Genomic DNA, 22,235 nt, shown 5'->3' with positions numbered 1-22,235 from the left:
CAGACAAGCGCGCCCCGGGCGCAGACCCGGGGCCTCGCCCCTCATGACGAGGACATGACAATGACAACCGTCGATCCGAATTTCACCGAAACAGCCGCACGCGAGGCCCGTCGCGCCCGGCTCTTCACCCGCATCAATGTCGCCGACAAATGGTTTCAGGTGCTCGGGCTGAGCTGGGTCACACCACTGCTCAAAGCCTGCGCCGGGGACAATCCGCATGCGCAGGTCAAGGAAATCTGGCGCCTTCTGGCGGTGCCGCTGCTGGCCATTTTCGCCTTTCTGCTGCTCTGGGGTACGCTGGCGCCGAAAGTGCAGACCAGCCTTGGGGCCGTACCGGGCCCGGTGCAGGTCTGGGAAGAAGTGGTGAACCTGCATCAGGACGCCCAGGCCAAGGCCGAAAAACGCGAGAAATTCGAGGCGATGGTCGAAAAACGCAACCAGCGTTTGATCGATGCGGGGCGGGCCGATGAGGTGAAAACCGTGGCCTATACCGGCGCGCCCAGCTTTTACCACCAGATCTGGATCTCTATCAAAACCGTGTTCTTCGGGTTTCTGATCGCGACCGTCGTGGCCGTGCCGTTGGGCATCGCCGCCGGCCTGTCGCCCATCGCGAATGCGGCCCTGAACCCCTTGATCCAGATTTTCAAACCTGTTTCGCCGCTGGCATGGTTGCCGATTGTCACAATGGTCGTCAGCGCGCTTTCCGCCTCGCAGGATGGCTGGTTCGAGAAGTCCTTTCTGATCTCCGCGATTACAGTGACGCTGTGTTCATTGTGGCCGACGCTGATCAATACAGCCCTCGGAGTTGCCTCGATCGACAAGGATCTGGTCAATGTTTCCAAGGTGTTGAAGATGAACACCTGGACCAAGATCACCAAGTTGGTGCTACCCTCGGCGCTGCCGCTGATCTTCACCGGCCTGCGCCTCAGCCTCGGTGTCGGCTGGATGGTGCTGATCGCAGCCGAGATGCTGGCGCAGAACCCGGGCCTTGGCAAATTCGTCTGGGACGAGTTCCAGAACGGCTCCTCCAGCAGCCTCGCCAAGATCATGGTAGCCGTGGTGACCATCGGGATCATCGGTTTCATGCTGGACCGGGTGATGTTTGCCCTGCAGTCGCTTTTCACCTTCACGAACAACCGGTGAGCGACATGAGTATTCTCAAATTCGAAAACCTGTCAAAGAGCTTCGGCACCGGCACCCATGCGACCCAGGTGTTGAAGGACATCGACCTCGAGGTCTCCGAGGGGGAGTTTCTGGTCATCCTGGGGTTTTCCGGCACCGGCAAGACCACATTGATCAATCTGATGGCGGGGCTGGAGCAGCCAACCAAGGGCAAGGTCACCTTCAAGGGGCGGCCGGTCATCGGTCCAGGCCCCGAACGGGGCGTGATCTTTCAGTCCTACTCGCTGATGCCCTGGCTGACGGTCAGCGGCAATATCGGGCTTGCGGTTGATACTGTCTTTCCTGGTCTGTCCCGGGCGCAGAAGGCTGAAAAAGTTGCCTATTACGTCAATATGGTGGGGCTCAGCCATGCGGCAAGCCGGCGTCCGGCAGAGCTGTCCGGCGGCATGCGTCAGCGGGTCAATGTGGCCCGTGCGCTGGCGATGAACCCGGAGATGCTGTTGCTGGACGAACCGCTTTCGGCGCTGGATGCACTGACTCGGGCAAATCTGGCCGACGAAATCGAACAGATCTGGGAGCAGGACAAGAAAACCTGCGTTCTGATCACCAATGATGTGGACGAGGCGATCATCCTGGCCGATCGGATCATCGCGCTCAATCCCGACGGCACCCTTGGTCAGGAGTTCCCGGTCTCCATCCCGCGTCCGCGTGATCGCACCGCCATGAACAGCGATGAGGGGTTCAAACGGCTGCGGGCTGAGGTCACCAAATACCTGATGGATGTCGGGATCGAGGCCAAGGTGGAAGGGACCCGCCTGCTGCCTGACGTGACACCGATCCACAATATTCCGGCGGCCGTCAAATCAGCGCAGAAAACGATGCTGGATGACCGGTTTTTGAACTTCAGCCAGCTTCACAAGATCTATCCTACCCCCAAGGGGCCTCTGACCGTGGTGGAAGATTTCGATCTCAAGATCGACCGTGGCGAATTCATCAGTCTGATCGGTCACTCCGGATGCGGCAAATCCACCGTTCTGACGATGGCGGCCGGATTGAACCCTATCTCCAAGGGCGCCATCAAGCTGGATGGCCGCCACGTCGAAGGCGCAGACCCCGAGCGGGCGGTTGTGTTCCAGTCACCGAACCTGTTTCCCTGGCTCACCGCCAAGCAGAACGTCGCCATCGGCGCAGACAAGGTCTATCCGCGTGCCAGCCAGGCCGAGCGGCAGGAGGTGGTGGAATACTACCTCGAACGGGTGGGTCTGGCCGACGCCATGGACAAGCCCGCCACGGAATTGTCGAACGGAATGCAGCAACGGGTTGGCATCGCGCGGGCGTTTGCGCTGTCGCCCAAACTGCTGCTGTTGGATGAGCCGTTTGGCATGCTTGACAGCCTGACGCGCTGGGAGCTGCAAGAGGTCCTGATGGAGGTCTGGAGCCGGACCAAAGTCACGGCCATCTGTGTCACCCACGACGTTGACGAGGCGATCCTTCTGGCCGACCGGGTGGTGATGATGACCAACGGTCCTCAGGCCACCATCGGCAAAATCACCAAGGTCGATCTGCCGCGTCCCCGCACGCGCAAGGCGCTGCTGGAACACCCTGATTACTATGCCTACCGGCAGGAAGTGCTCGATTTCCTCGAAGAATACGAACACGGAGCGAAACCCAAGCCAAAATCCCAAACCTTGGCGGCGGAGTAAAACATTCATGAAACAGAAACTCGTCATAATCGGCGCCGGCATGGCCTCCGGTCGGGTGATCGAGCACTTGCTCGAAACCTGCCCCGAAGCCTACGACATTACGGTGTTCAATGCCGAGCCACGTGGGAACTACAATCGTATCATGCTGTCGCCGGTGCTGTCGGGCGACAAGACCTACGAAGAGATCGTGACCCATTCCGACGACTGGTACAAAGAGAACGCGGTAACCTGCCGCTTTGGCGAGAAGGTTCTGCGGATTGACCGGCAGGCCAAGCAGGTTGAAGGCGAAAAGGGCCGGGTGGCCTATGACAAGCTGATTGTTGCGGGCGGTTCTACCCCTTTCATCATTCCGCTGCCGGGTCATGATCTGGAGGGCGTCATCGCCTACCGCGATCTGGAAGACACGCAACGCATGATGACCATGACCAAAGGCAACCGTGTGGTTGTGATCGGCGGTGGTCTGCTGGGTCTGGAGGCGGCCGCAGGCATGGCCGCACGCGGCGCAGAGGTCACTGTGGTCCATATCATGGGCCACCTGATGGAGCGGCAGCTGGACGAGGCTGCGGGCTATCTGCTGAAAAAATCGCTGGAAGCCAAGGGCATCACCGTCCGCCTCAGCGCCAACTCAAAGCAAATCCTTGGCGCGGACGGTCGCGTGCGGGCGCTACAGCTTGAAGATGGCACCGAACTGCCCTGCGATCTGCTGGTTATGGCCGTGGGTATTCGTCCCAACACTGCTCTGGCCAAGGATGCCGGACTGGCCGTCGGGCGCGGCGTTCATGTCGACGACAAGATGGTGACCTCGGACGGGGATGTTCTCGCGGTTGGCGAATGTGTCGAACATGACGGGGCGATCTTTGGACTGGTTGCGCCGCTGTACGATCAGGCGCGGGTCGCGGCGCAAACGCTCCTCGGCCAGGAGGCCGCCTTTGTTCAGAAAACCCTGTCCACAAAACTGAAGGTCACCGGCTGCGATCTGTTCAGTGCAGGCGATTTCGCGGGCGTCGAGGGCCGTGAGGATATCGTGTACCGCGACCCCGCGCGCGGCGTCTACAAACGTCTGGTGATCGAAGGTGATCGTCTGGTGGGCTGCGTCATGTATGGCGACACGGCTGACGGGAATTGGTTCTTTGGGCTGATCCGGGACCGCACGTCGATTGAGGAAATGCGCGATACGCTGATCTTTGGTCCGGCATATCAGGGGGGTGCCCAATCGGACCCGCTGTCAGCCGTTGCAGCCTTGCCGCCTGAGGCGGAAAATTGTGGCTGCAACGGCATTTTCAAAGGCACTATCGTACAGGAGATCGAAGGGGGGCAGATGCGCTGGGGCGCGTGGAGGCCGCATCAGGTGGAGCGGGCGCTGCCGGGCTGCCCGCGCAGGGCAGGCCCCCTGTCAGACCTGCTTTCAGTCGCCATGGCAGACGGCATCATACGCGGCCAGATCGCCGACTATCCTGTCACACAGGAAGGGGGGCGTAGTCTGCTGGATGGGGCGGCACTGAGCAATCGGAGCGCCGCATGATGGACGGCACTGACCGGTCTGAGATTGGGCCAGAAATTCGGCCAGAAATTCGGCCAGAAATTCGGACAGAGAGCAAGCTGGAGAGCCAGCCAGAGATCCGGTCCACCTGTCCCTACTGCGGGGTGGGCTGTGGCGTCTTTCTGCGCGCCGACGGCCAGGGGGGGATCTCGGTCCGGGGGGACCCGGCGCATCCTGCGAACTCTGGTCGGCTGTGTTCCAAAGGATCGGCGCTGGCGGAAACCGTCGGGCTGGGTGACCGCCTGCTGGCCCCCCGGGTCAACGGGCGGGAGGCGAGTTGGGACGATGCACTTCAGTTGGTGGCCGACCGGTTCCGCACATCGATTGCCGAGCATGGCCCCGACAGCGTGGCGATCTACGCCTCTGGCCAGATGTTGACCGAGGATTACTACCTGGCCAACAAACTGATGAAGGGCTTCATCGGATCCGCAAATATCGACACCAACTCGCGGCTGTGCATGGCCTCGACGGTGGCGGGGCACCGCCGCGCGTTCGGCACCGATACTGTGCCGGGCACCTACGAGGATCTGGGCGCGGCCGATCTGGTGGTGCTGGTCGGCTCCAATCTGGCGTGGTGCCATCCTGTCCTGTACCAACAAGTGTTGGCCGCAAAGAAAGCGCGCGGCACCCGGATTGTGGTGATCGACCCGCGCCGCACCGCAAGCTGTGACGCGGCAGACATGCATCTTGCTCTGGCCCCCGGCAGTGACGTTGCCTTGTTCAACCGGCTGCTGGCGGAACTCTCCGCCGGGAAAATGGTCGATCAGACATACCTTGCCCATACCAAAGGGTTCACCGACGCGCTGGACGCCGCCCGTGCGGATGATGTGAGTGTCACCGGCCTGAGCGAGGCCGAGATCGCGCAGTTTTGCGATCTGTGGATGCAGACCGAGAAGGTTGTGACCGTCTTCAGCCAGGGCGTGAACCAATCCACCAGCGGATCTGACAAGGTCAACGCCATCCTCAATTGCCATCTGGCCAGTGGCCGCATCGGACGTCCGGGGATGGGACCTCTCTCCGTGACAGGCCAGCCCAATGCGATGGGCGGGCGTGAGGTTGGCGGGCTCGCCAATATGCTGGCCTGCCATCTGGATCTTGAAAACCCCGATCACCGGGCCGCGGTGCGCGAATGCTGGAACGCGCCGACGATTGCGGAGGCGCCGGGGTTGAAGGCAGTGGATATGTTCCGCGCTGCGGGCGATGGCCGGATCAAGGCCTTGTGGATCATTCATACCAATCCGGCGGTGTCCATGCCGGAGGCCGATGCGGTGCGTGACGCTATCGCTGCCTGTCCCTTCACCGTGGTCAGCGACATCACTATGGCAACGGATACGGCGCGGCTGGCGGATGTGGTGCTGCCTGCAACCGCCTGGGGGGAAAAGAACGGCACCGTCACCAACTCGGACCGGACCATCAGCCGCCAGCGGGCGGTTCTGCCTGCTCCGGGGGCAACGCGGCCGGACTGGGCGATCCTCGCCGAGGTCGGTCAGCGGATGGGCTGGCCCCGGGCCTTTGATTACCAAAGCCCTTCGGAGATCTTTCGGGAGCACGCAGCCCTGTCGGGCATCGCCGCCCGGTTGGGGCGCGACTTTGACATCTCCGGTCTCGCGACGCTGGATGACGCGGGCTATGAACAGATGGCGCCAGTGCGCTGGCCGGTGAATGCAACGCGCAGGGGAGGGCGCTTCTTTGCGGAGGGACAGTTCTTTCACGCCGATGGAAAAGCGCGGTTTGTGCCTGTTCGCTACCGAAGCCCCGCGGCAAAGACCGAACCACGCTATCCCTATCGGCTGAACACAGGCCGGGTCAGGGACCAGTGGCACACGATGACGCGCACCGGCCTGAGCCCGAGACTGTCTGCGCATCTGGCCGAGCCGTTCCTTGAGGTGCACCCGGAGGATGCCAGACGCCTGACCCTCGCGCCGTCCGATCTGGTGCAGGTGCAAAGCCCGACGGGCCAAGCCATATTGCGGGCCCGGATTACAGATGCCGTGCAGCCGGGACAGGTCTTTGCATCCATGCATTGGACCGGCGAAACGGCGCCATCGGCCAGAATAGACGCCTTGGTCGCTGCGGCCACCGACCCTGTGTCCGGGCAGCCGGAGAGCAAGGCAAGTGTGGTTTCGGTCCGCCCCTACAGGGCAGCGTGGTATGGGTTTGCCGTGTCCACCGCGCGGATGGACCCCAGCTGTTCCTATTGGGCGCGGGCCCGGACCGGAGCTGGCTACCGTGCGGAAATGGCCGGCGATCACCGGCCTGACGACTGGGAGACAGAGGCACGCCGCCTGTTCGGTTTGCCCGAGGCGGCGGCGGTGTCGTTCCAGGATGCGGGGCGTGGTCTGGCCCGCATCGCGCTGATGCAGGATGACGTGCTTGCAGCCGCGTTGTTTGTGGCCCGCGAACCGGTGGCGGTGATGCGCGACTATGTCGCCACCCTGCCGGGCACCTCCGCGCCAGACGTGTTGTCAGGCCGCCCCTCTGCGGACATGCCCGACCCCGGTCCGATCCTGTGTTCCTGCTTTGGTGTGGGGGTGAACACCATCCTGCGGGCGATCGAAGCGCAGGGTCTGGTCACCGTGGACGCCGTCGGCGCAGCGCTGCAGGCGGGGACAAATTGCGGCTCCTGCCAGCCGGAAATCGCCGCGCTGTTGTCTGCGGCCCAGGTCCGGGAAGCCGCAGAATGACTTTGGCAGACCTGGTGCGGATATTGGGCCGATGACCGGGGCGATCCCGTTCTCTGCGCCTACAGCAAGCAACAGAGGCGGTGGCGCTGATGCTGGGCGGTGACCGGATCGCGCGACCCTCGGTGCCTTGCTGATGCTTTGGCGGATGAAGGGGAAAACATTGCAGGAGATCGCGGGCTTCGCGCAAGCGGCACAGGCCGTGATGGCGCCAATCGAGGGCATGGATCGCGACTGGCCCAGTTCTGCGGCGCGGGGCGCGCACCGGGCGCCAGCATCGCCTTTTACAGGCAGGTGGGCAGGCGTCTCCTCTCATGGGTGGGGTGTTGCGCCGGGGCGTGACGGGCGGTTCTGCCGTTGCTGATCGTGCGATCGCCCCACGCTGTCCCACGCGGCCCGGGCTCCGGATCCCGCAGGTTCACGGGAAAATAGCCCAAATACCCTCGAAAAACGTAGTGTCACGACTGAAAAATGCGACTTGGCCTGTGCCACAGTCGCATCTACAAGTTGGCCGCACTGTCGTATCCGAGTGATCAATCCGGAATTGTGCTTGATCCGGAAGGGTCCATCCATCAATCCAGGAAGATCCTGTCACTCGTTTTTGTTACTTGTTCCCGCTGCCCGTTGCAGCCCAATACCTTTCAAGGAGATTACCCGCATGAGCCTGTCCTATCTTGTCACCCATTCTGGTGGCTTCCACGCGGATGAGCTGTTGTCGTCGGTTGTTCTGACCCGCTTGTACCCGGAGGCCAGGATTGTGCGGAGCCGGGAGGAGTGCTGGATCACGCCGGCCCCGGACCGGGTGATCTATGATGTAGGCCGTGCCTATGATCCCGAGGCTGGTGTCTTCGACCATCACCAAAAGGATGCGCCGTTGCGTGAGGACGGGCAGCCCTACAGCTCCTTTGGGCTGATCTGGAGGCATTTCGGGCGGGACTATCTGCAGGCGCTTTCGGTGCCGCAAGCAGACATTGAAGACATCTACGCCTCCTTTGATAGCAGTTTTGTGTTGCCGGTTGATCTGATGGACAATGGCGCGTTGGATCCGTCGGTCGCGGGGCCACTGGCCGATTTGACACTGCCTGCGCTTCTGGAGACGCTGAAGCCTCCGTTTGATGTGGATGATCCGAATGCCGATGATCGGGCCTTTCTGGAGGCGCTGGGCGTGGCGCGCAGCTTCGTGGAGGCCGCAATCTCGCGCAAAGCGGCCAGGCTTCGGGCAGAGGCCATGGTCTGTGGCGCGATTGCCAAGGCCGGGACATCCCGCATTCTGGAGTTGCCGCAGGGGATGCCCTTCCGATCCGCAATTGAAAAAACCGGAGCGGATCATTTGTTGTTTGTCATCCACCCCCGCGGCACCGACTGGACGCTGACCACCATCCGGGTGGGAGGCGATACATTCGACAATCGCGCCGATCTGCCCGCCGCCTGGGCCGGGTTGACGGACGGGGCGCTGGAAGAGGTCACCGGGGTGAATGGTGCGAAATTCTGTCACAACGGACGGTTCATCGCGGTCGCAAACAGTCGCGAGGCGATCCTGCGGATGGCGGATCTCGCCGTCGCCGACGTGGTTTGAGGTCGCGTCTCTTTCAGGGGGCAGGGGCGGGGAAATTGGCTGTCGCTCCCCGATATCGTGACCCGATGCGGTGAGATGCATGGGGTGCATAGCCGCCTTGAAAGACGCTGTTTTGGGCGGCGCGTATGGAGCCTCACAAGACCATTCGTCCTGAGAAAGACGGATCTGTCAGAATTTTATACGCGCTGGTCGCGACAAAAGGCCAATCTGCCTGCCAACTGTTCCGCACTTGGGACGCGGGTTCCTGATTTCTGGCCTCCATTGTAATCTGCCCGAAAAAGCGACACCTCTGCCTCAACAGCAGACAGCAAGGAGTCTCTTTCAATGTTCAAGGCGATCTTTCAGGCCACAGCCGTGGCAAGTTTTTTGACCGCAGCAGCCACCACCGTGGCTCAGGCTGAGGACCGCAGCCTGACCGTGGGCATGTCCGGCGGCTATTTCCCGTTCACCTTCGTGCGTCAGGATGTCCTGCAGGGCTTTGAGGTCGATGTGATGAATGCCGTCGGTGCCGAGACCGGGCTCGGGATCGAATTCGAAACCATGTCCTTCTCCGGCCTGGTCGGGGCCCTTGATGCAGGGCGGATAGACACGATTGCCAACCAGATCACCATCACGCCGGAACGCGAAGCAAAATTCGCCTTTACGCAGGCCTATGTGCTCGATGGGGCGCAGGTTGTGACCCGCGAGGGGAATGGCGAAATTGGCGGTGTCGAGGATCTGCGGGGCAAGATCGTTGCCGTGAACCTCGGCTCCAACTTCGAACAGCTTCTGAACGAGTTGCCATTCGCGGATGAGGTCACCATCAAGACCTACGAGAGCAATATTGCTCAGGACACCGCATTGGGGCGTGTGGATGCATTCGTGATGGACCGGGTGTCCTCTGCCCAGTTGATCCAGGAAAGCCCGTTGCCCCTGCAACTGGCAGGCCAGCCGTTCTCGGAGATCCGCAACGCGCTGCCGTTTCGGGATGACGCAGAAGGGCGCGCGCTGCGTGACACGGTCGATGCAGCCCTCACAACGCTGCGCGAGAACGGAACCCTGACCGAGATTTCACTCAAGTGGTTCGGTTCCGACATCACGGCGGCTCAGTAACCGATGCAAGGCCTCGATCTCGAATACATGTTGGGGCTGGTTCCGGTCATCCTCGGCTATGTTCCGCTGACGCTGGCAATGGCGGCAGCGGGGATGGCCGGGGCATTGGTGCTTGCCGTCCTGCTCGCCGTCGAACGCGTTGTCCGGGTGCCGGTGCTGGATTGGCTGGTGGTGTTGTTCATCAGCTTCTTCCGCGGGACACCGTTGCTGGTGCAATTGTTCCTGTTCTACTACGGGCTGCCGCAGGTGGTGTCTTTTCTCACCCGGATCGATGGGGTGACCGCTGCGGTTCTGGGTCTGACGCTGCACTTTGCGGCCTATATGGCGGAGTCGATCCGGGCGGCCATCCTTGGGGTTGATCGCAGCCAATGGGAGGCCGCGCAGTCGATCGGCATGACGCAGGCGCAATTGATGATGAGGATCATTCTGCCGCAGGCCGCTCGGGTGGCGGCGCCGACGCTGGTGAACTACTTCATCGACATGCTCAACGGCACGTCGCTGGCCTTTACCCTCGGTGTGACGGAGATGATGGGCGCGGCACAGAAGGAAGCGGCCGGCAGCTTCCTGTATTTCGAGGCCTTCCTTGTGGTTGCGGTGATCTACTGGATCATGGTGGAGACCCTCAGCCAGGCGCAAAAGTGGCTGGAAACCTATCTGAACAAGGCGTTTGTGCGATGATTTCGATCCGTGGACTGACGAAGCGGTTTGGAGACAAGGCCGTATTGGACAATATCGATCTCGATATCGCCTCGGGCGAGCGGGTGGTCATCATCGGCCCTTCGGGAACCGGAAAGTCTACGCTGCTGCGGTGCCTGAACTTCCTCGACCGGCCTGATGCAGGCCAGATTTCAATCGGGGATCTCACGGTGGATGCGGCACGGGCGCGCAAAGGCGAAATTCTGGCGCTGCGGCGGCGGACCGGGTTTGTCTTCCAGAATTACGCTCTGTTCGCCAACAAGACGGCGAAGGAAAACATCATGGAAGCGCTTGTCACCGTGCAGCGCCTGCCAAGGGAAGACGCGGCCAAACGGGCACTGGCGATCCTGTCAGAGACCGGGCTGGCCGACAAGGCGGACAGCTATCCCGCGGCGCTCTCGGGCGGGCAGCAGCAGCGCGTGGGCATCGGACGTGCGATGGCGCTGGATGCCCGGTTGATGCTGTTTGACGAGCCGACCTCGGCGCTTGATCCGGAATGGGTCGGAGAGGTTCTGGATCTGATGCGGCGGGTGGCCGAGCAAAAGCAAACCATGCTGATCGTCACCCATGAGATGCAATTCGCGCGTGAAATTGCCGACCGTGTGCTGTTCATGGAAGGTGGCAGGATCGTCGAGGCCGGGACACCTGCGGAGATCTTCGAAGCGCCGCGCGATGCCCGGCTGCAGCGTTTCCTGTCCCGGGTGGGGCGCTGACGCAACCCGCCTGCTGCGACGCGGCGCCCCCCCCCCTCCGTCGCCGCCTGTCGCCGTCTGACGCCGTCTGACGCTGCGGCGGGTGGGGGCTTCTCCCCTCGCCGCTGCCTATACCTACGCCGATGCCGACAACGGCCGCCGCGTGTGGCCGCGCTGATATGATGGCCCGCATATGTCTTCGACTGCCAGACGATCAGTGCAGAAGCGTGAGCCAGAACAGGACGCTGACCACGCTGGAGGCGGTCGCAATCAGCACCGAAGAGGCCGCGACCCTTTTGGCGCGCCCATACATATTGGCGAAAATATAGCCATTGACCCCGGGCGCCATGGCAGCGTTCAACACCCCGGAGCGGAACAGATCCTGACGCACATCCAGCGTGCTGCCGAGCGCGTAGACGATGGCCGGATGTAGCAGCAGCGAGATGACACATACCATCGCAATGGTGCGCAGATCGCCTTCGGGCCGGTATTGCACCATGATGCCCCCCAGCGCAAACAGAGCGGTCGGCAGACCGGCAGCGGCGACCAGCGCCAATGCGTCATCGACCGGTTCCGGTATCGAGATCCCCATCAGGTTGACCGCAAACCCCGCGATGATCGCGAGGATCAGGTTGTTGTGAAAGATTGAGTTCAGGACGGATGTTACCGTCCGCAACCCGCCCTTGCCGCGATTGCGGACGATCTCCATCGCGGTGATGCCGAGCGCGTAGCAGAACGGCGAGTGGAAGGCGATGATCGCGAAGTTTCCGACCAGCGCATCCGGCCCGAAGGCGCGCTCGGTGATGGGCAACCCCAAGAGGACAGAGTTGGAGAAGAGACAGCAAAATCCGATCGCGACGCAATCTTCCCACTCTCGCTTGAACACGAAACGCGCGCCCAGCAGACCTGCGAAGAAACACGTGCCGGCACCGGTGTAGAAGCTGATCAGAAGTTTGGGGTCAAAGCCTGCGCTGACATCGAGCCCGGCCATCGCCCGAAACAACAGAAACGGGATCGCCACTCCTTGGGCGAATTTCATCAACCCGTCGATCTGATTTTGCTGGAACATCCCCCGCAGGGTCAGCCCGTATCCGATCCCGACCACAACAAAGACCGGAAGAACGACGTTGATAAGGTTGAAAATCATGTTGAGCGACGCCTCGGTGCGGTCTGAAATTTGGGTGTGTTCAGAAATTCAGGGTCAAAAATCCGTGTGAATCACCATCCCGTCATAGGCCGGGGTGATGTGGTCGGGCGTGTCGGCCTCGACCGTGTTGTAGTCCAGATCGATATGCATATTGGTCAGAACCGCCCGCGCCGGTTGCATCCGGTCGATCCAGGCGAGCGCGGTTGGGTAATTGAAATGGGTGGGATGTGGCGCATGGCGCAATGCATCCAGGACCCAGCAATCGAGCCCTTCGAGGAGCGGCACAACGCTTTCGGGGATCTCGGCCACATCTGGCAAATAAGCCAGATCCCCGATCCGGAACCCCAAGGCGTCCATGCCGCCATGGCGGACCCGAAAGGGCAGGAAGGGGATTTCGCCGCCGGCGCCGTCGATGGCAAATGCGCCGTCGATATCGCGGATATCGAGGATCGGCGGGTAGCTCGACCCTTCCGGCTGAATGAAGGCATAGCCGAAGCGGTCCAGCAAGGCTGTTTTGGTTTCGGCATCCGCATAGACCGGAATACGGTCGCGCATGTTGAAAACGATCATGCGCAAATCGTCGATACCGTGCACATGGTCGGCGTGGGAATGGGTATAGACCACCGCATCCAGCCGTCCAACGCCCGCATCAAGCAGTTGGCTGCGCATGTCGGGGCTGGTGTCGATCAGCACCGTTGTCGTGCCTTCGGGGCCATCACGCTCGACAAGCATCGAACACCGACGGCGCCGGTTCTTGGGGTTTTCAGGATCGCAGTCGCCCCAATGCCCCCCCAGTCGCGGCACGCCGCCTGAAGAGCCGCAGCCAAGGATCGTGCAGCGCAATTCGGGCATCAGGAAGCCCCACCTTCGAACCGGGCGGCTTTCCAGAACAGGCGGTCGAAATTCTCTTGCGTGCGGGCGGCGAAATCCGCGTAGTCCAAGCCAAAGAGCTCGGCGCCCACTTTCGCCGTATGGGCGGTATAGGCGGGCTCGTTGCGTTTGCCACGGAACGGGGGCGGCGCGAGATAGGGGCTGTCGGTTTCCACCAGGATCCGGTCCAGAGGGGCCTCGGCAAAGATATCGCGCAGCTCCTGGCTCTTGGGGAAGGCGGCAATACCGGACATCGACAGATAGAACCCGAGATCCAGCGCGGCCCGTCCCAATGCAGCGGAAGAAGAGAAACAGTGCATGACGCAGGTATAGGGTTTTTCGCTATGGGCGGCACTCAGGATCGCGGCCATGTCCTCATCTGCGGCCCGCGCGTGAATGATCAGCGGCAGCCCCGTTTCCTGCGCGGCCTGGATGTGAATACGCAGGCTTTCCTTCTGCACCTCGGCGCTGTCGGCGGTATAGTGGTAGTCCAGACCCGTCTCTCCGATGCCGACGAATTTCGGGTGTTGCGAGAGTGTGACCAGCTCATCGACTGAGGTCAGGGGCTCTTCTGCTGCGCTCATCGGGTGGGTTCCGGCTGCGTAGAACACCGGCGCATGCGCCTCGGCCAAGGCGCGCACAGTGGGCTCGTTCCTCAGTCGGGTGCAGATCGTGACCATCCGGGTCACACCGGCCTCGGCGGCGCGGGCCAGAATGTCGGGCAGTTCGCCGTCGAAATCCGGAAAGTCCAGGTGGCAATGGCTGTCCGTGATCCGGGGCGGGGTAGAATTGGTCATATTGAGGCCTCTGTCGCGTTCTTGCCGCCTGTTGTACGCAGGGCCGGGGCGGCCCTCAGCGCGATGCGGTGTCCTGCATCTTGAACACCGTATCTAGGACCAGCGCCGCAGGGTCAAGGTTCACCGCCTGACCGTGGCGCGTACGCTCTGTGACCGTGGCCGCGAGATCGGCCCATGCCCGCGCTTTGTGCGGATCCGGCGACAGGCGAGATAATATAGCCCCCTCATTCGCGGCGGCTTCGGGGGCCGGGGGCTGGCCGGTGGCGCCGGTCCGGGCAAGCCGCACCAAAAGCACATCAATCAGGGTCAGCATCAGTTCAAACCGTTCTCCGGCATTCCGCGCGGCGGCTTTTTCTGCCAGGGCCATGGCGCGTTGCCGGTCAAGCCGGGGCATGCTGTCGGCAATCGCCAACAACTCGGAGTATAATTTCCCCCCCTCCAGTGACAGCAAGCGCATGGCGGCGCCCACCGATCCGGCAGCCAGGGCAGACAGATGGGTCGGGTCGGGCGGCAACTCGGCGCCGGCCTGCGTCAGTGCGGCCTGCATGTCGGCAGGCGACAGCTGGCCCAATCGCAGGGTGCGGCAGCGGGACCGGATCGTTGGCAGCAGGCGGGAGGGCTGATGCGAGATCAGCAACAGCGTGGTGCGCGCCGGCGGCTCTTCCAGCATTTTCAACAACGCGTTTGCGGCGTTCACGTTCATCTCGTCGGCGCTGTCGACAATCACCACGCGGTGGCCACCTTCTGCAGAGGAGAGGCCAAAGAATTTGTTCAGGACGCGGATATCATCCACAACGATCTGATCGCGCAGACGTCCCTTGTCATTATAGCTGCGGGTGATCGCCGCCAGCCCCGGCTCGGCCAGCGCCTGTATACGGTGGCTGACCGGGTGGTCCGCCCCGATCTCAAGGCTCGCAGGTGGCGGAGGAGCGCCAAACAGACCGTCGTCCTCCATCGGGGGTGTTGCCAGCAGAAAGCGCGCAATGCGCCAGGCCAGGGTCGCCTTTCCGACGCCGCGAGGCCCCATGATCAGCCAGGCATGGTGAAGACGCTCCGACGTGAAGGCCTCGAGAAACGCGGCCTCCGCTGCCGCATGGCCAAACAGCCGGTCAGTCTCGCGCGGATGAGGCGCGCCATCCGCCTGATCGGCGCGCGGAAGATCATCCTTGTCGCTCATAGGCGTGCATCCAGTACGGCCTGCACGGTAGCGACAACATCAGAGGCGACGCATGCCATGTCGCGCGCACCGTCGATCACGCGAAATCGGTCCGCGTATTCCTGCGCCAGCGACAGAAACCCGGTCCGCATCTTCTCCTGCAGGTCGACGCCGAAATCTTCGAACCGTTCTTCGGTTCCTTGCCGACCCTTCGCCCGGGCAAGGCCAGTGGCGGGGTCCATATCGATCAGCACCGTCACATCCGGTTCCCGCGCGATCATCAGACTGTGCAACTGATCGACGGTGTCGCGCAGATCGCCGCGCGACAGGCCCTGATACATCCGTGTTGAATCGGCGAAGCGGTCGCAGACCACCACCTTGCCGGCCTCGAGCGCAGGCTGAATGGTGCGTTCCAGATGGTCCCGCCGGGCGGCCGTGAACAACAGGATTTCCGTTTCCGCCGACCAACGGTCCGGCTCGCCCTCGAGCACCAGCCGCCGGATCTCCTCGGCTCCGGGTGAGCCGCCGGGTTCCCGGGTCAGGACGACCGCATGGCCTTTGGCGCGCAGATGATCCGCCAACAGGCGGCACTGCGTGGATTTTCCTGACCCGTCGATCCCTTCAAAGGTGACGAACAGGCCGCGATTGGTCTTTTGGTTCACAATTCGTCCTCAGGTCCGTTCAAGAGCTGCGACATCAACACCCGTGCGGCGGTCATCACCTTGACCGGGAACCCCCCGAGAGTGACGTCGCTCTGGGCAACCAGTGGCAGCCGCATTTCCGGCAGCTCCTCGGGTTGCAGGACAAGTTCGGCCAGCTGTTGGCCGGCAAGAATGGGGGCCGCGACGGGACCGGTATAGACCACCTCGGCGGTGACGGTTCCGTCTGACAGGGCAGGCAGCAGGATCTCCAGGTCCTGCGCGGGCACCAGACCCACGGTGGGGCTGCTGCCCATCCAGACTTCGGCCTGTTCTACGGCCTGGCCTGCGCGGGCCAGTGTCTTTTTGGTGAACTGGCGAAACGACCAATTTACGATCGCCTCGCTTTCCTCGGCGCGTTCTCGGGTGCTGTTGAGGCCGGAAATGACGAAAATCACCCGCCGATCCCCTTGTTTGGCAGAGCCCACAAGCCCGTAGCCTGCTTCTTCGGTATGGCCGGTTTTCAAACCGTCGGCGCCGATGTCCAGCGACAGGAGCGGGTTGCGGTTGCGTACATTGGAGGGCGCACGACCGTCAAAGGCGAATTCCTGCTCGGAAAACATCGGATAGAATTCCGGAAAGTCCTCGATCAGGTGTTTTGCAAGGATCGCCAGATCCCGGACCGACATGCGATGCCTGGGATCCGGCCAGCCGTTGGAGTTCGTGAACGTACTGTCGGACATGCCCATTTCACGGGCGCGACGCGTCAGATAGCGCGCAAATCCCGCCTCGGTGCCATCCGGGCTGAGCGCCTCGGCAATGACGGCGCAGGCGTCGTTCCCTGACAGGACAATGATCCCGCGCAGCAGATCCTCGACCCGAACCCGGTCCGTGGTATCCAGAAACATGGTCGAGCCGGTATAGCTCATGGCATGGGCGCTGACCGGGAGCTCTTCGTCCATGGTCAGCCGCCCGGCGCGCACCGCCTCGAACGCCACATAAAGCGTCATCAGTTTCGACATTGAGGCCGGCGGCAAGGGCGTGGAGGCGTTCTTGTCCAGAAGCACGGTATTGGTGCCCTGATCCATCACGAAGGCGGCCCGCGCCTTGGTGTCAAAGGCCCATGTGGCAGATGCTGAAAGGGCCAGCCAGACCCCGGCCAATATGCCAAGGCGAAAGGTCGGTGCGGAACTGATTTGGGTGGTCACGGGGGAGCTCCTCCCTGAAATCGCGTGTCTTTGGTCAAAAAACCGAACGGGCCGGGTCAGTTGGTCACGGCATAGGCATCCGCAAACCCGGCGCCTTTTACGGTCTTCAGAAGTTGCGAACGTTCGCTACGTGATTGCGCGGGGCCGACAACCACGCGCCAGAACGGTTTTCCGTTTGCTGCCTGTTCGTAGATCGTCGGGATGACGCCTGCGTTGCGCATCTGATCCGCAGTTCTTTTGGCGTTGGCCTCGACGCTGAAAATACCGATCTGGATATAGGGTTTGTCAAGCGCTGACCGTTGCGGGGCAGGGGTGGAATTGAGCTGCGGCTGCGGCGATGTGGCAGCGGCAGTTGCGGCGGGGGGCGTCGCAGAAATGGCGGCGGCGGCTTCGGCGGCAATCGGGTCCAGAGCCTCTGTCTGAACTTCGGGGACGGCTGCGACCGGGCTGCTGTCCCCCGGAGTTTCAGTGTCGGTGCTCGCGGCCTCGGGCGGGGTGTCCTCAACGGTTTCACGGCGCAACGCTGTGACATTCAGCTCCACGGGGGCGCCGGCCAGCATGGACAGCGCAGCAGCCGCATCGGATGACACCTGCAGTCGGGGGCCGGGAATGGCCCGCTCGCGGCGGAACAAGGCGCCGATCACAAACTTGCCGTTTGCATTGTTGCGGATGATGACCCGCTCGGGGTCGGACACGTCGGGATGCGCAACCCACACGCCACCAATCGAAGGACGCCCGTCCCAAAGACCAGCTTCGGTGACTTGAAAGACATCCGGGGCCTCGACATCGCGATCGATCAGCTTGGTCGAATTCGACGGTGTTGCCTGATCATCTGCGACTTTGGACTGGAGAAAGGGCAGCCCGCCGCCCCCTTCGCAGGCGCCAAGCGCGACGAGGCCAACGAATGCCAGTGCCAGCCGGTTGGGGGTCTGCCTGCGGGACGCTGTGCCGCCAGAAGTTCTTTTGCTCATGCCCGTATCCTGCCTGCTCATGGTCTGCTTCACCTATTTGCTTGCGCGCAACACCAGCCGACACCGGCCGTTCCCGGTTGGCTGTTTTTGATGCAGGCTCGCTGGTTTTACGCCTCTTTGGCGAACCTTAAACGCTGCGGTTTGGTATTGAAAGCCTGCCGTATGCTGTCTTTCGGGGGATGGGCGACGGATTGCGCGTTTGTGATCTGTGCCGGGATGTGGATTTCTTCTTGCCTATGGGGCACGGGCACCCTAAACCGCACGTCAGTTCGAACTGTTGACCGGGGAGGTGGCAGAGTGGTCGAATGCGGCGGTCTTGAAAACCGTTGAACGTGAGAGCGTTCCCAGGGTTCGAATCCCTGTCTCCCCGCCACTTGCCCCCGCGAAAGCGTTCTCCCGATCCGGCTGCGGCAGGATTTTTCCGTTGTTTTCGAGGGTTATGCCTGGTTGGCTGTTAACTGCGGTGGCGGCCCGAAGGCCCAAAGTCCATCTCTGAGGGCCGATATTCTCCGGACCTCATGACTGCACCGATTTGGTGAATTGGTTGCAAGCCACTGAAATAAAATGCCTTTGCGGAGTCCCTGGCTAAACACTTCGACGCCAGTGGCATGCGCAAGAAGACACTCAGATCGAACATTCTACGGGCACTTCATGCCATGCAGGGCTGTACCAATCAGCTGGACGACCTGACATCTTCGCCTTCTCACGTAGCTGGCAAGATCTCGCGCCCGCCGAGCTCGAGCGTCTCAGTTTCGGAGAGCAACCATGTTGAAAGCCGGTCGGCCGCTGCCGCGATCTGTTCCGGCTTTCGAAGGGTACACTCCCAGATCGTAGCGACGCGCCAGCCTGCTTCGAGCAGCGCGGTCCGAACGGCGCTGTCCCGCGCAACGTTCGCGGCGAACTTCACCTCCCAGAATCCGGTGCGCGTCTTGGGGTTGGTTGTGTAGCGGATGAGGTGGATGGCTCCTGCTTCACTCGGCGTCGCAATGCGCCATACTGCAGATGTCATATACTGCTGAGAGAGGAGCCACCCAATGACAGTTAAAACAGTTGGCCTGGATCTGGCCAAGGATGTATTTCAAGTTCACGGAATTTCTGAAACCGGTCGTAAGGTCTTCAACAAGAAGATCAAGCGCGCCAAGTTATTGGCGTTCTTTGAAACACTTCCGCGATGCTTGATTGGCATGGAGGCATGCGGCTCTTCCCATCATTGGGGTCGCGAGCTGCGCAAGCTGGGCCATGATGTGCGTTTAATGTCGGCTGCCTATGTCAAACCATACGTTAAGCGTGGCAAGACGGACGCCGCTGATGCCGAGGTAATCTGTGAAGCGTTGCGCCGCCCGAGTTTAAGCCGGTCCGCGCCAGCGGATTGAACGATCTGGGGGATCGTTCAAAGGCGCAGAACGCGGTTTGTTGCGATCAAATCAGAGGATCAGCAGGCTGTTCTTGCGATCCACAGGTCACGGGATTTAGTCGTGCGACAGCGCACGCAAGTTGTGAGCATGATCAGAAGCATTCTTCGTGAGTTTGGTCATATCTTGCCGACAGGCATCGAAGCGGTTTCCGCATTCGCGCGCAGCCATGGCACAAAAGACCAACTGGAGATGCCAGAGATCGCAGATGGCATCCTGGGCGTAATGTGCCACCAACTTTTGGGGCTCAATGCCCGGATCGATGGCCTGAGCAAGTTGATTGGGCAACATGCGTGGCTTGACGCCAATGCCCGTCGCTTGATGCGCATGCCCGGCATTGGTCCGATCACGGCTTCAGCAATTGTTGCGACGATCGGCGATGCGCATCAGTTCAGGACTGGTCGTGATCTGGCTGCTTGGTTGGGTTTGACACCTCTGAACAAGTCTAGCGGCGGGAAAGAGCGCCTTGGTCGGATCACCAAGAATGGCGACCGATATATTCGAAAGCTATTGATCATTGGGATGACGTCACGCGCGTTGATGGCGCGGAACAAACCGGAAAAGGCAGACATCTGGACCGCGAAAATGCTCGCGGAAAAGCCGTTCCGGCTGGCGACCGTTGCCATGGCAGATAAGTCCGCCCGGATTATCTGGGCCATGCTCACAAAAAGAGAGGAATACCGGCAGCCGATCGCCTGATCGGGCTTAACTGCCCAAAGATGCAAGACGCTTGATGTGATGATGCGAAATGAAGTCAACCAAAAGCCAGGACACTCCGACGAATGTCGCGGCCCTCAGAGGTCGTTTAGCCGATAGGAACCTTGCTTGCGGAACTCATCAGGGCCAGTGGCAATCGCCACACAAACAGGCCGGGCGCACGACTGTACTGACGGATGATCGCAACACAAAAAACGCTTGCAATGCAGGAGCCATCCACACACGACATCCGTTCACCCATTGGGTTGCTGCACTTGCATTTACCCATTGCTGTCGTTCGCTGCATTCGCGAAGTAAGCGTTCTGCGCAAAAACGGGAACGCGGCCGTTCTGCGGAACTGACATTGCGATGTTTCGAAGAAGCAACCCGCAGCAGCTACGCCTGCCAGACGCTCTGGCTTTGACGGAGCGGCCGAATGTGACCTGGTCGATGGATTTCGTGGCAGATCGACTGGTTGACCGTCGTGCCTTCCGGCTGCTGAACGTCTTGGATGACGTCAACCGAGAAGGCTTGGGCATTGAGGTGGACTTTTCCCTGCCCGCCGAGCGGGTCATCCAGAGCCTCAACAACACCATCGAATCGCGCGGCAAGCTCGGGGCCAGCCGCAACAGAACGCCTACATCGAGCGCTATAATCGCACGGTCAAGCAGGAATGGCTGGACCAATACAACATCAACGGCATTGAGGAGGCCCAACACTTTACCACAAAGTGGCTCTAGACTTACAACAATGACCGACCGAACATGAGCATCGGTGGCATCACACCCCCAACGAAACTGAAAATAGATGCGAAAGTTCTACGACCTCGTCCCGTTAAAAACGGAAGGTTTACCCAGATGGTCGCTAGCGGCAAGTCTGTATTCATTTGCCGAGGCCAGCTACAGACCGCATAAATCATTTTGGACATCGATTAAACGGCTTCAACATGAACCACCACGAAGAACTGGTAGATCGAAAGCTTGATAGAATTCGAACAGAGCTTTCGTCTGCGGAAAGACGCCTAGTCCCCATCATTGCGTTTCGCGCAATCTATAGAGTAATCGAATATTTTGCCGATCCATATCCTGTGAACGGTGATGATCATCATGACCGTAGCCTTGCGGCGCTGCGAGGTTACGTTGCGGTCAATCAGTTTCTCAGGCACCCTAACAAATATTGGGCCAATCGTTGCGAGCTGGCACAAGAGTATCTCCACCAACACACGGCAGATTTCGGCATAGGGAATTCCCACACTGTAGCGAATGCTTGCGCAGACCTTTGTGAGCTTTGTGCCAACCAACTTGAAAAAACGGACATTGAGTTGGCCGTTAGGGTAATCCGGCAATCTGCGAGCTTGTACTTGTCAGCCAACCTGAAAGGCGTGGATGACCACGATGCAGTGAGAGGCTTACTTGGGCTCTATGATGGAGACTTCTTGGACACTATCATCGAGCGTGACTTGTCTCCTGACGGAAAACAGATGCTCAACGCCTTTGATCGCCCCAACCGTACAAATGCAATTCGTTCTTATGAGAGGGACGAAAAAATACCAAAGAGAAAGGAAGTATCAAACACTATCTTGGAACCACTCTTCGACTTGATCTTCAACAATTATCTTGGCACCGACAAGATCGACGAGGCAAGTGTATTTGAAAAACTAACGGACATCGATGCTTCGGGATGGGAACAAGGCCCAAGTCATCTGGTGAAAATGGCTTTCAAGGATGAACTTGGGGAACTGCTTCTTGCAAGGGTTCACGAACTAGAAGACGCGCTGAAAGCTATCGAAGCAGAAGCTCCCAAAAGCGACGGGCCACAGAATATGATTGGCCACAACAATCCACCAATACATATGACATTTGAGCCTGAGGTCATGCTGCAGACGCAGGCTATTCAGGTAGCTCTAAATAGCGTAGTTGAGGAAATCGCGAAACCGAGTCCAGAGATCGACAAACTTGAAAATGCGCGGGAAACAATAGAAGGAATTCGTCAATCTTGGGGCCAATACTTTGCGGAGAAAGCAGATAGAACCGTCGATGAATTCTTCAAGGAGTTTGGCAAGTGGAGCGGCCGACTTTCAACCGCTGGACTTTCAGTTGGAGCGCTCTGGCTTTTGGAAGCCACAGGCAAACTTGAGCCTCATTTACGAGCATTAAGGCATTACATCTCAATTATTTCGGGATAGGTAGAACGCCTTGCAAGTATCTGAAAGCCGTAGGCTCAGGACCCATTGATTTT

Annotated in this window: 16 protein-coding genes, 1 tRNA gene and 4 pseudogenes; 13 read left to right on the top strand and 8 right to left on the bottom strand. The window is 60.6% G+C overall.

The features are described 5' to 3' along the window. Positions 1-60: 60 nt before the first annotated feature. The 9 genes and pseudogenes from FGE21_RS14530 (at position 61) to FGE21_RS14490 (ending at position 11,123) form a co-directional block, all read left to right on the top strand. Positions 61-1,143, top strand: a complete 1,083-nt coding sequence (locus FGE21_RS14530; protein ID WP_139664094.1) for an ABC transporter permease — start codon at positions 61-63, stop codon at positions 1,141-1,143. A gap of 5 nt (positions 1,144-1,148) precedes the next feature. Then, positions 1,149-2,825, top strand: coding sequence for an ABC transporter ATP-binding protein (locus FGE21_RS14525; RefSeq protein ID WP_139664039.1), 1,677 nt, complete (start codon positions 1,149-1,151; stop codon positions 2,823-2,825). A 7-nt stretch (positions 2,826-2,832) separates the two neighbouring features. Next, positions 2,833-4,123: pseudogene (locus FGE21_RS14520) on the top strand (NAD(P)/FAD-dependent oxidoreductase); the annotation flags it as partial. A gap of 220 nt (positions 4,124-4,343) precedes the next feature. Beyond that, positions 4,344-7,049: a nitrate reductase gene (locus tag FGE21_RS14515; protein ID WP_255731600.1), complete on the top strand. Its 2,706-nt coding sequence runs from the start codon at positions 4,344-4,346 to the stop codon at positions 7,047-7,049. 124 nt (positions 7,050-7,173) lie between these two features. After that, positions 7,174-7,410, top strand: a pseudogene (locus tag FGE21_RS20645) (glycosyl transferase family 3); the annotation flags it as partial. Positions 7,411-7,704: 294 nt separating this feature from the next. Next, positions 7,705-8,622: an MYG1 family protein gene (locus tag FGE21_RS14505; RefSeq protein ID WP_139664034.1), complete on the top strand. Its 918-nt coding sequence runs from the start codon at positions 7,705-7,707 to the stop codon at positions 8,620-8,622. A 324-nt stretch (positions 8,623-8,946) separates the two neighbouring features. Then, entirely contained in the window at positions 8,947-9,714 is a 768-nt protein-coding gene (locus FGE21_RS14500) for an amino acid ABC transporter substrate-binding protein (RefSeq protein WP_139664032.1), read from the top strand. A gap of 3 nt (positions 9,715-9,717) precedes the next feature. Then, a complete protein-coding gene (locus FGE21_RS14495) occupies positions 9,718-10,392 on the top strand; it encodes an amino acid ABC transporter permease (protein ID WP_139664031.1) in 675 nt (224 codons plus the stop codon). Next, a complete protein-coding gene (locus tag FGE21_RS14490; RefSeq protein WP_139664030.1) occupies positions 10,389-11,123 on the top strand; it encodes an amino acid ABC transporter ATP-binding protein in 735 nt (244 codons plus the stop codon). The genes FGE21_RS14495 and FGE21_RS14490 overlap by 4 nt, the downstream gene beginning before the upstream one ends. A gap of 193 nt (positions 11,124-11,316) precedes the next feature. Here the strand turns inward: FGE21_RS14490 and FGE21_RS14485 are convergent, their stop codons facing one another. From FGE21_RS14485 to FGE21_RS14455, 7 genes are read right to left on the bottom strand one after another with little or no spacing between them, the layout of a single operon-like run. Then, on the bottom strand, positions 11,317-12,249 hold the full coding sequence (locus FGE21_RS14485; RefSeq protein ID WP_139664029.1) for an AEC family transporter: 933 nt from the start codon (positions 12,247-12,249) through the stop codon (positions 11,317-11,319). 54 nt (positions 12,250-12,303) lie between these two features. Beyond that, on the bottom strand, positions 12,304-13,101 hold the full coding sequence (locus tag FGE21_RS14480; RefSeq protein WP_139664027.1) for an MBL fold metallo-hydrolase: 798 nt from the start codon (positions 13,099-13,101) through the stop codon (positions 12,304-12,306). Beyond that, positions 13,101-13,916 carry a TatD family hydrolase gene (locus FGE21_RS14475; protein ID WP_139664025.1) on the bottom strand — a complete coding sequence of 272 codons (816 nt, stop codon included), beginning with the start codon at positions 13,914-13,916 and terminating at the stop codon, positions 13,101-13,103. The genes FGE21_RS14480 and FGE21_RS14475 overlap by 1 nt, the downstream gene beginning before the upstream one ends. Before the next feature lie 55 nt (positions 13,917-13,971). Next, positions 13,972-15,093 carry a DNA polymerase III subunit delta' gene (locus FGE21_RS14470; protein WP_139664024.1) on the bottom strand — a complete coding sequence of 374 codons (1,122 nt, stop codon included), beginning with the start codon at positions 15,091-15,093 and terminating at the stop codon, positions 13,972-13,974. Further along, entirely contained in the window at positions 15,090-15,734 is a 645-nt protein-coding gene (tmk, locus tag FGE21_RS14465; protein ID WP_139664023.1) for a dTMP kinase, read from the bottom strand. The genes FGE21_RS14470 and tmk overlap by 4 nt, the downstream gene beginning before the upstream one ends. After that, positions 15,731-16,918 (bottom strand): D-alanyl-D-alanine carboxypeptidase family protein, encoded by a 1,188-nt coding sequence (locus FGE21_RS14460; protein WP_255731599.1) that lies wholly within the window; start codon positions 16,916-16,918, stop codon positions 15,731-15,733. Before FGE21_RS14460 ends, tmk begins: the two co-directional genes overlap by 4 nt. Before the next feature lie 56 nt (positions 16,919-16,974). Beyond that, positions 16,975-17,889 carry an SPOR domain-containing protein gene (locus FGE21_RS14455; protein ID WP_139664021.1) on the bottom strand — a complete coding sequence of 305 codons (915 nt, stop codon included), beginning with the start codon at positions 17,887-17,889 and terminating at the stop codon, positions 16,975-16,977. Positions 17,890-18,172: 283 nt separating this feature from the next. Between FGE21_RS14455 and FGE21_RS14450 the strand changes: the two genes are divergently transcribed. After that, positions 18,173-18,262, top strand: a tRNA-Ser gene (locus FGE21_RS14450). Positions 18,263-18,592: 330 nt separating this feature from the next. On the opposite strand, the gene FGE21_RS14445 is transcribed toward FGE21_RS14450, so the two are convergent. Beyond that, entirely contained in the window at positions 18,593-18,898 is a 306-nt protein-coding gene (locus FGE21_RS14445; protein WP_139664020.1) for a hypothetical protein, read from the bottom strand. 25 nt (positions 18,899-18,923) lie between these two features. Between FGE21_RS14445 and FGE21_RS14440 the strand changes: the two are divergent. The 3 genes and pseudogenes from FGE21_RS14440 to FGE21_RS14430 all read left to right on the top strand — a co-directional run bounded on the left by FGE21_RS14440 (position 18,924) and on the right by FGE21_RS14430 (position 22,182). Next, a pseudogene (locus tag FGE21_RS14440) lies at positions 18,924-20,000 on the top strand (IS110 family transposase). A gap of 402 nt (positions 20,001-20,402) precedes the next feature. Further along, positions 20,403-20,809 (top strand): annotated as a pseudogene (locus FGE21_RS14435) (transposase); the annotation flags it as partial. 134 nt (positions 20,810-20,943) lie between these two features. Then, positions 20,944-22,182 carry a hypothetical protein gene (locus FGE21_RS14430; RefSeq protein WP_139664019.1) on the top strand — a complete coding sequence of 413 codons (1,239 nt, stop codon included), beginning with the start codon at positions 20,944-20,946 and terminating at the stop codon, positions 22,180-22,182. Positions 22,183-22,235 lie beyond the last annotated feature (53 nt).

The organism is Phaeobacter sp. B1627 (assembly GCF_006265095.1).
In the GTDB taxonomy this organism is placed as follows: Bacteria; Pseudomonadota; Alphaproteobacteria; order Rhodobacterales; family Rhodobacteraceae; genus Epibacterium.
The sequence above is the reverse complement of the archived record's forward strand: the minus strand, read 5'-3'. Positions and strand labels throughout refer to the sequence as shown.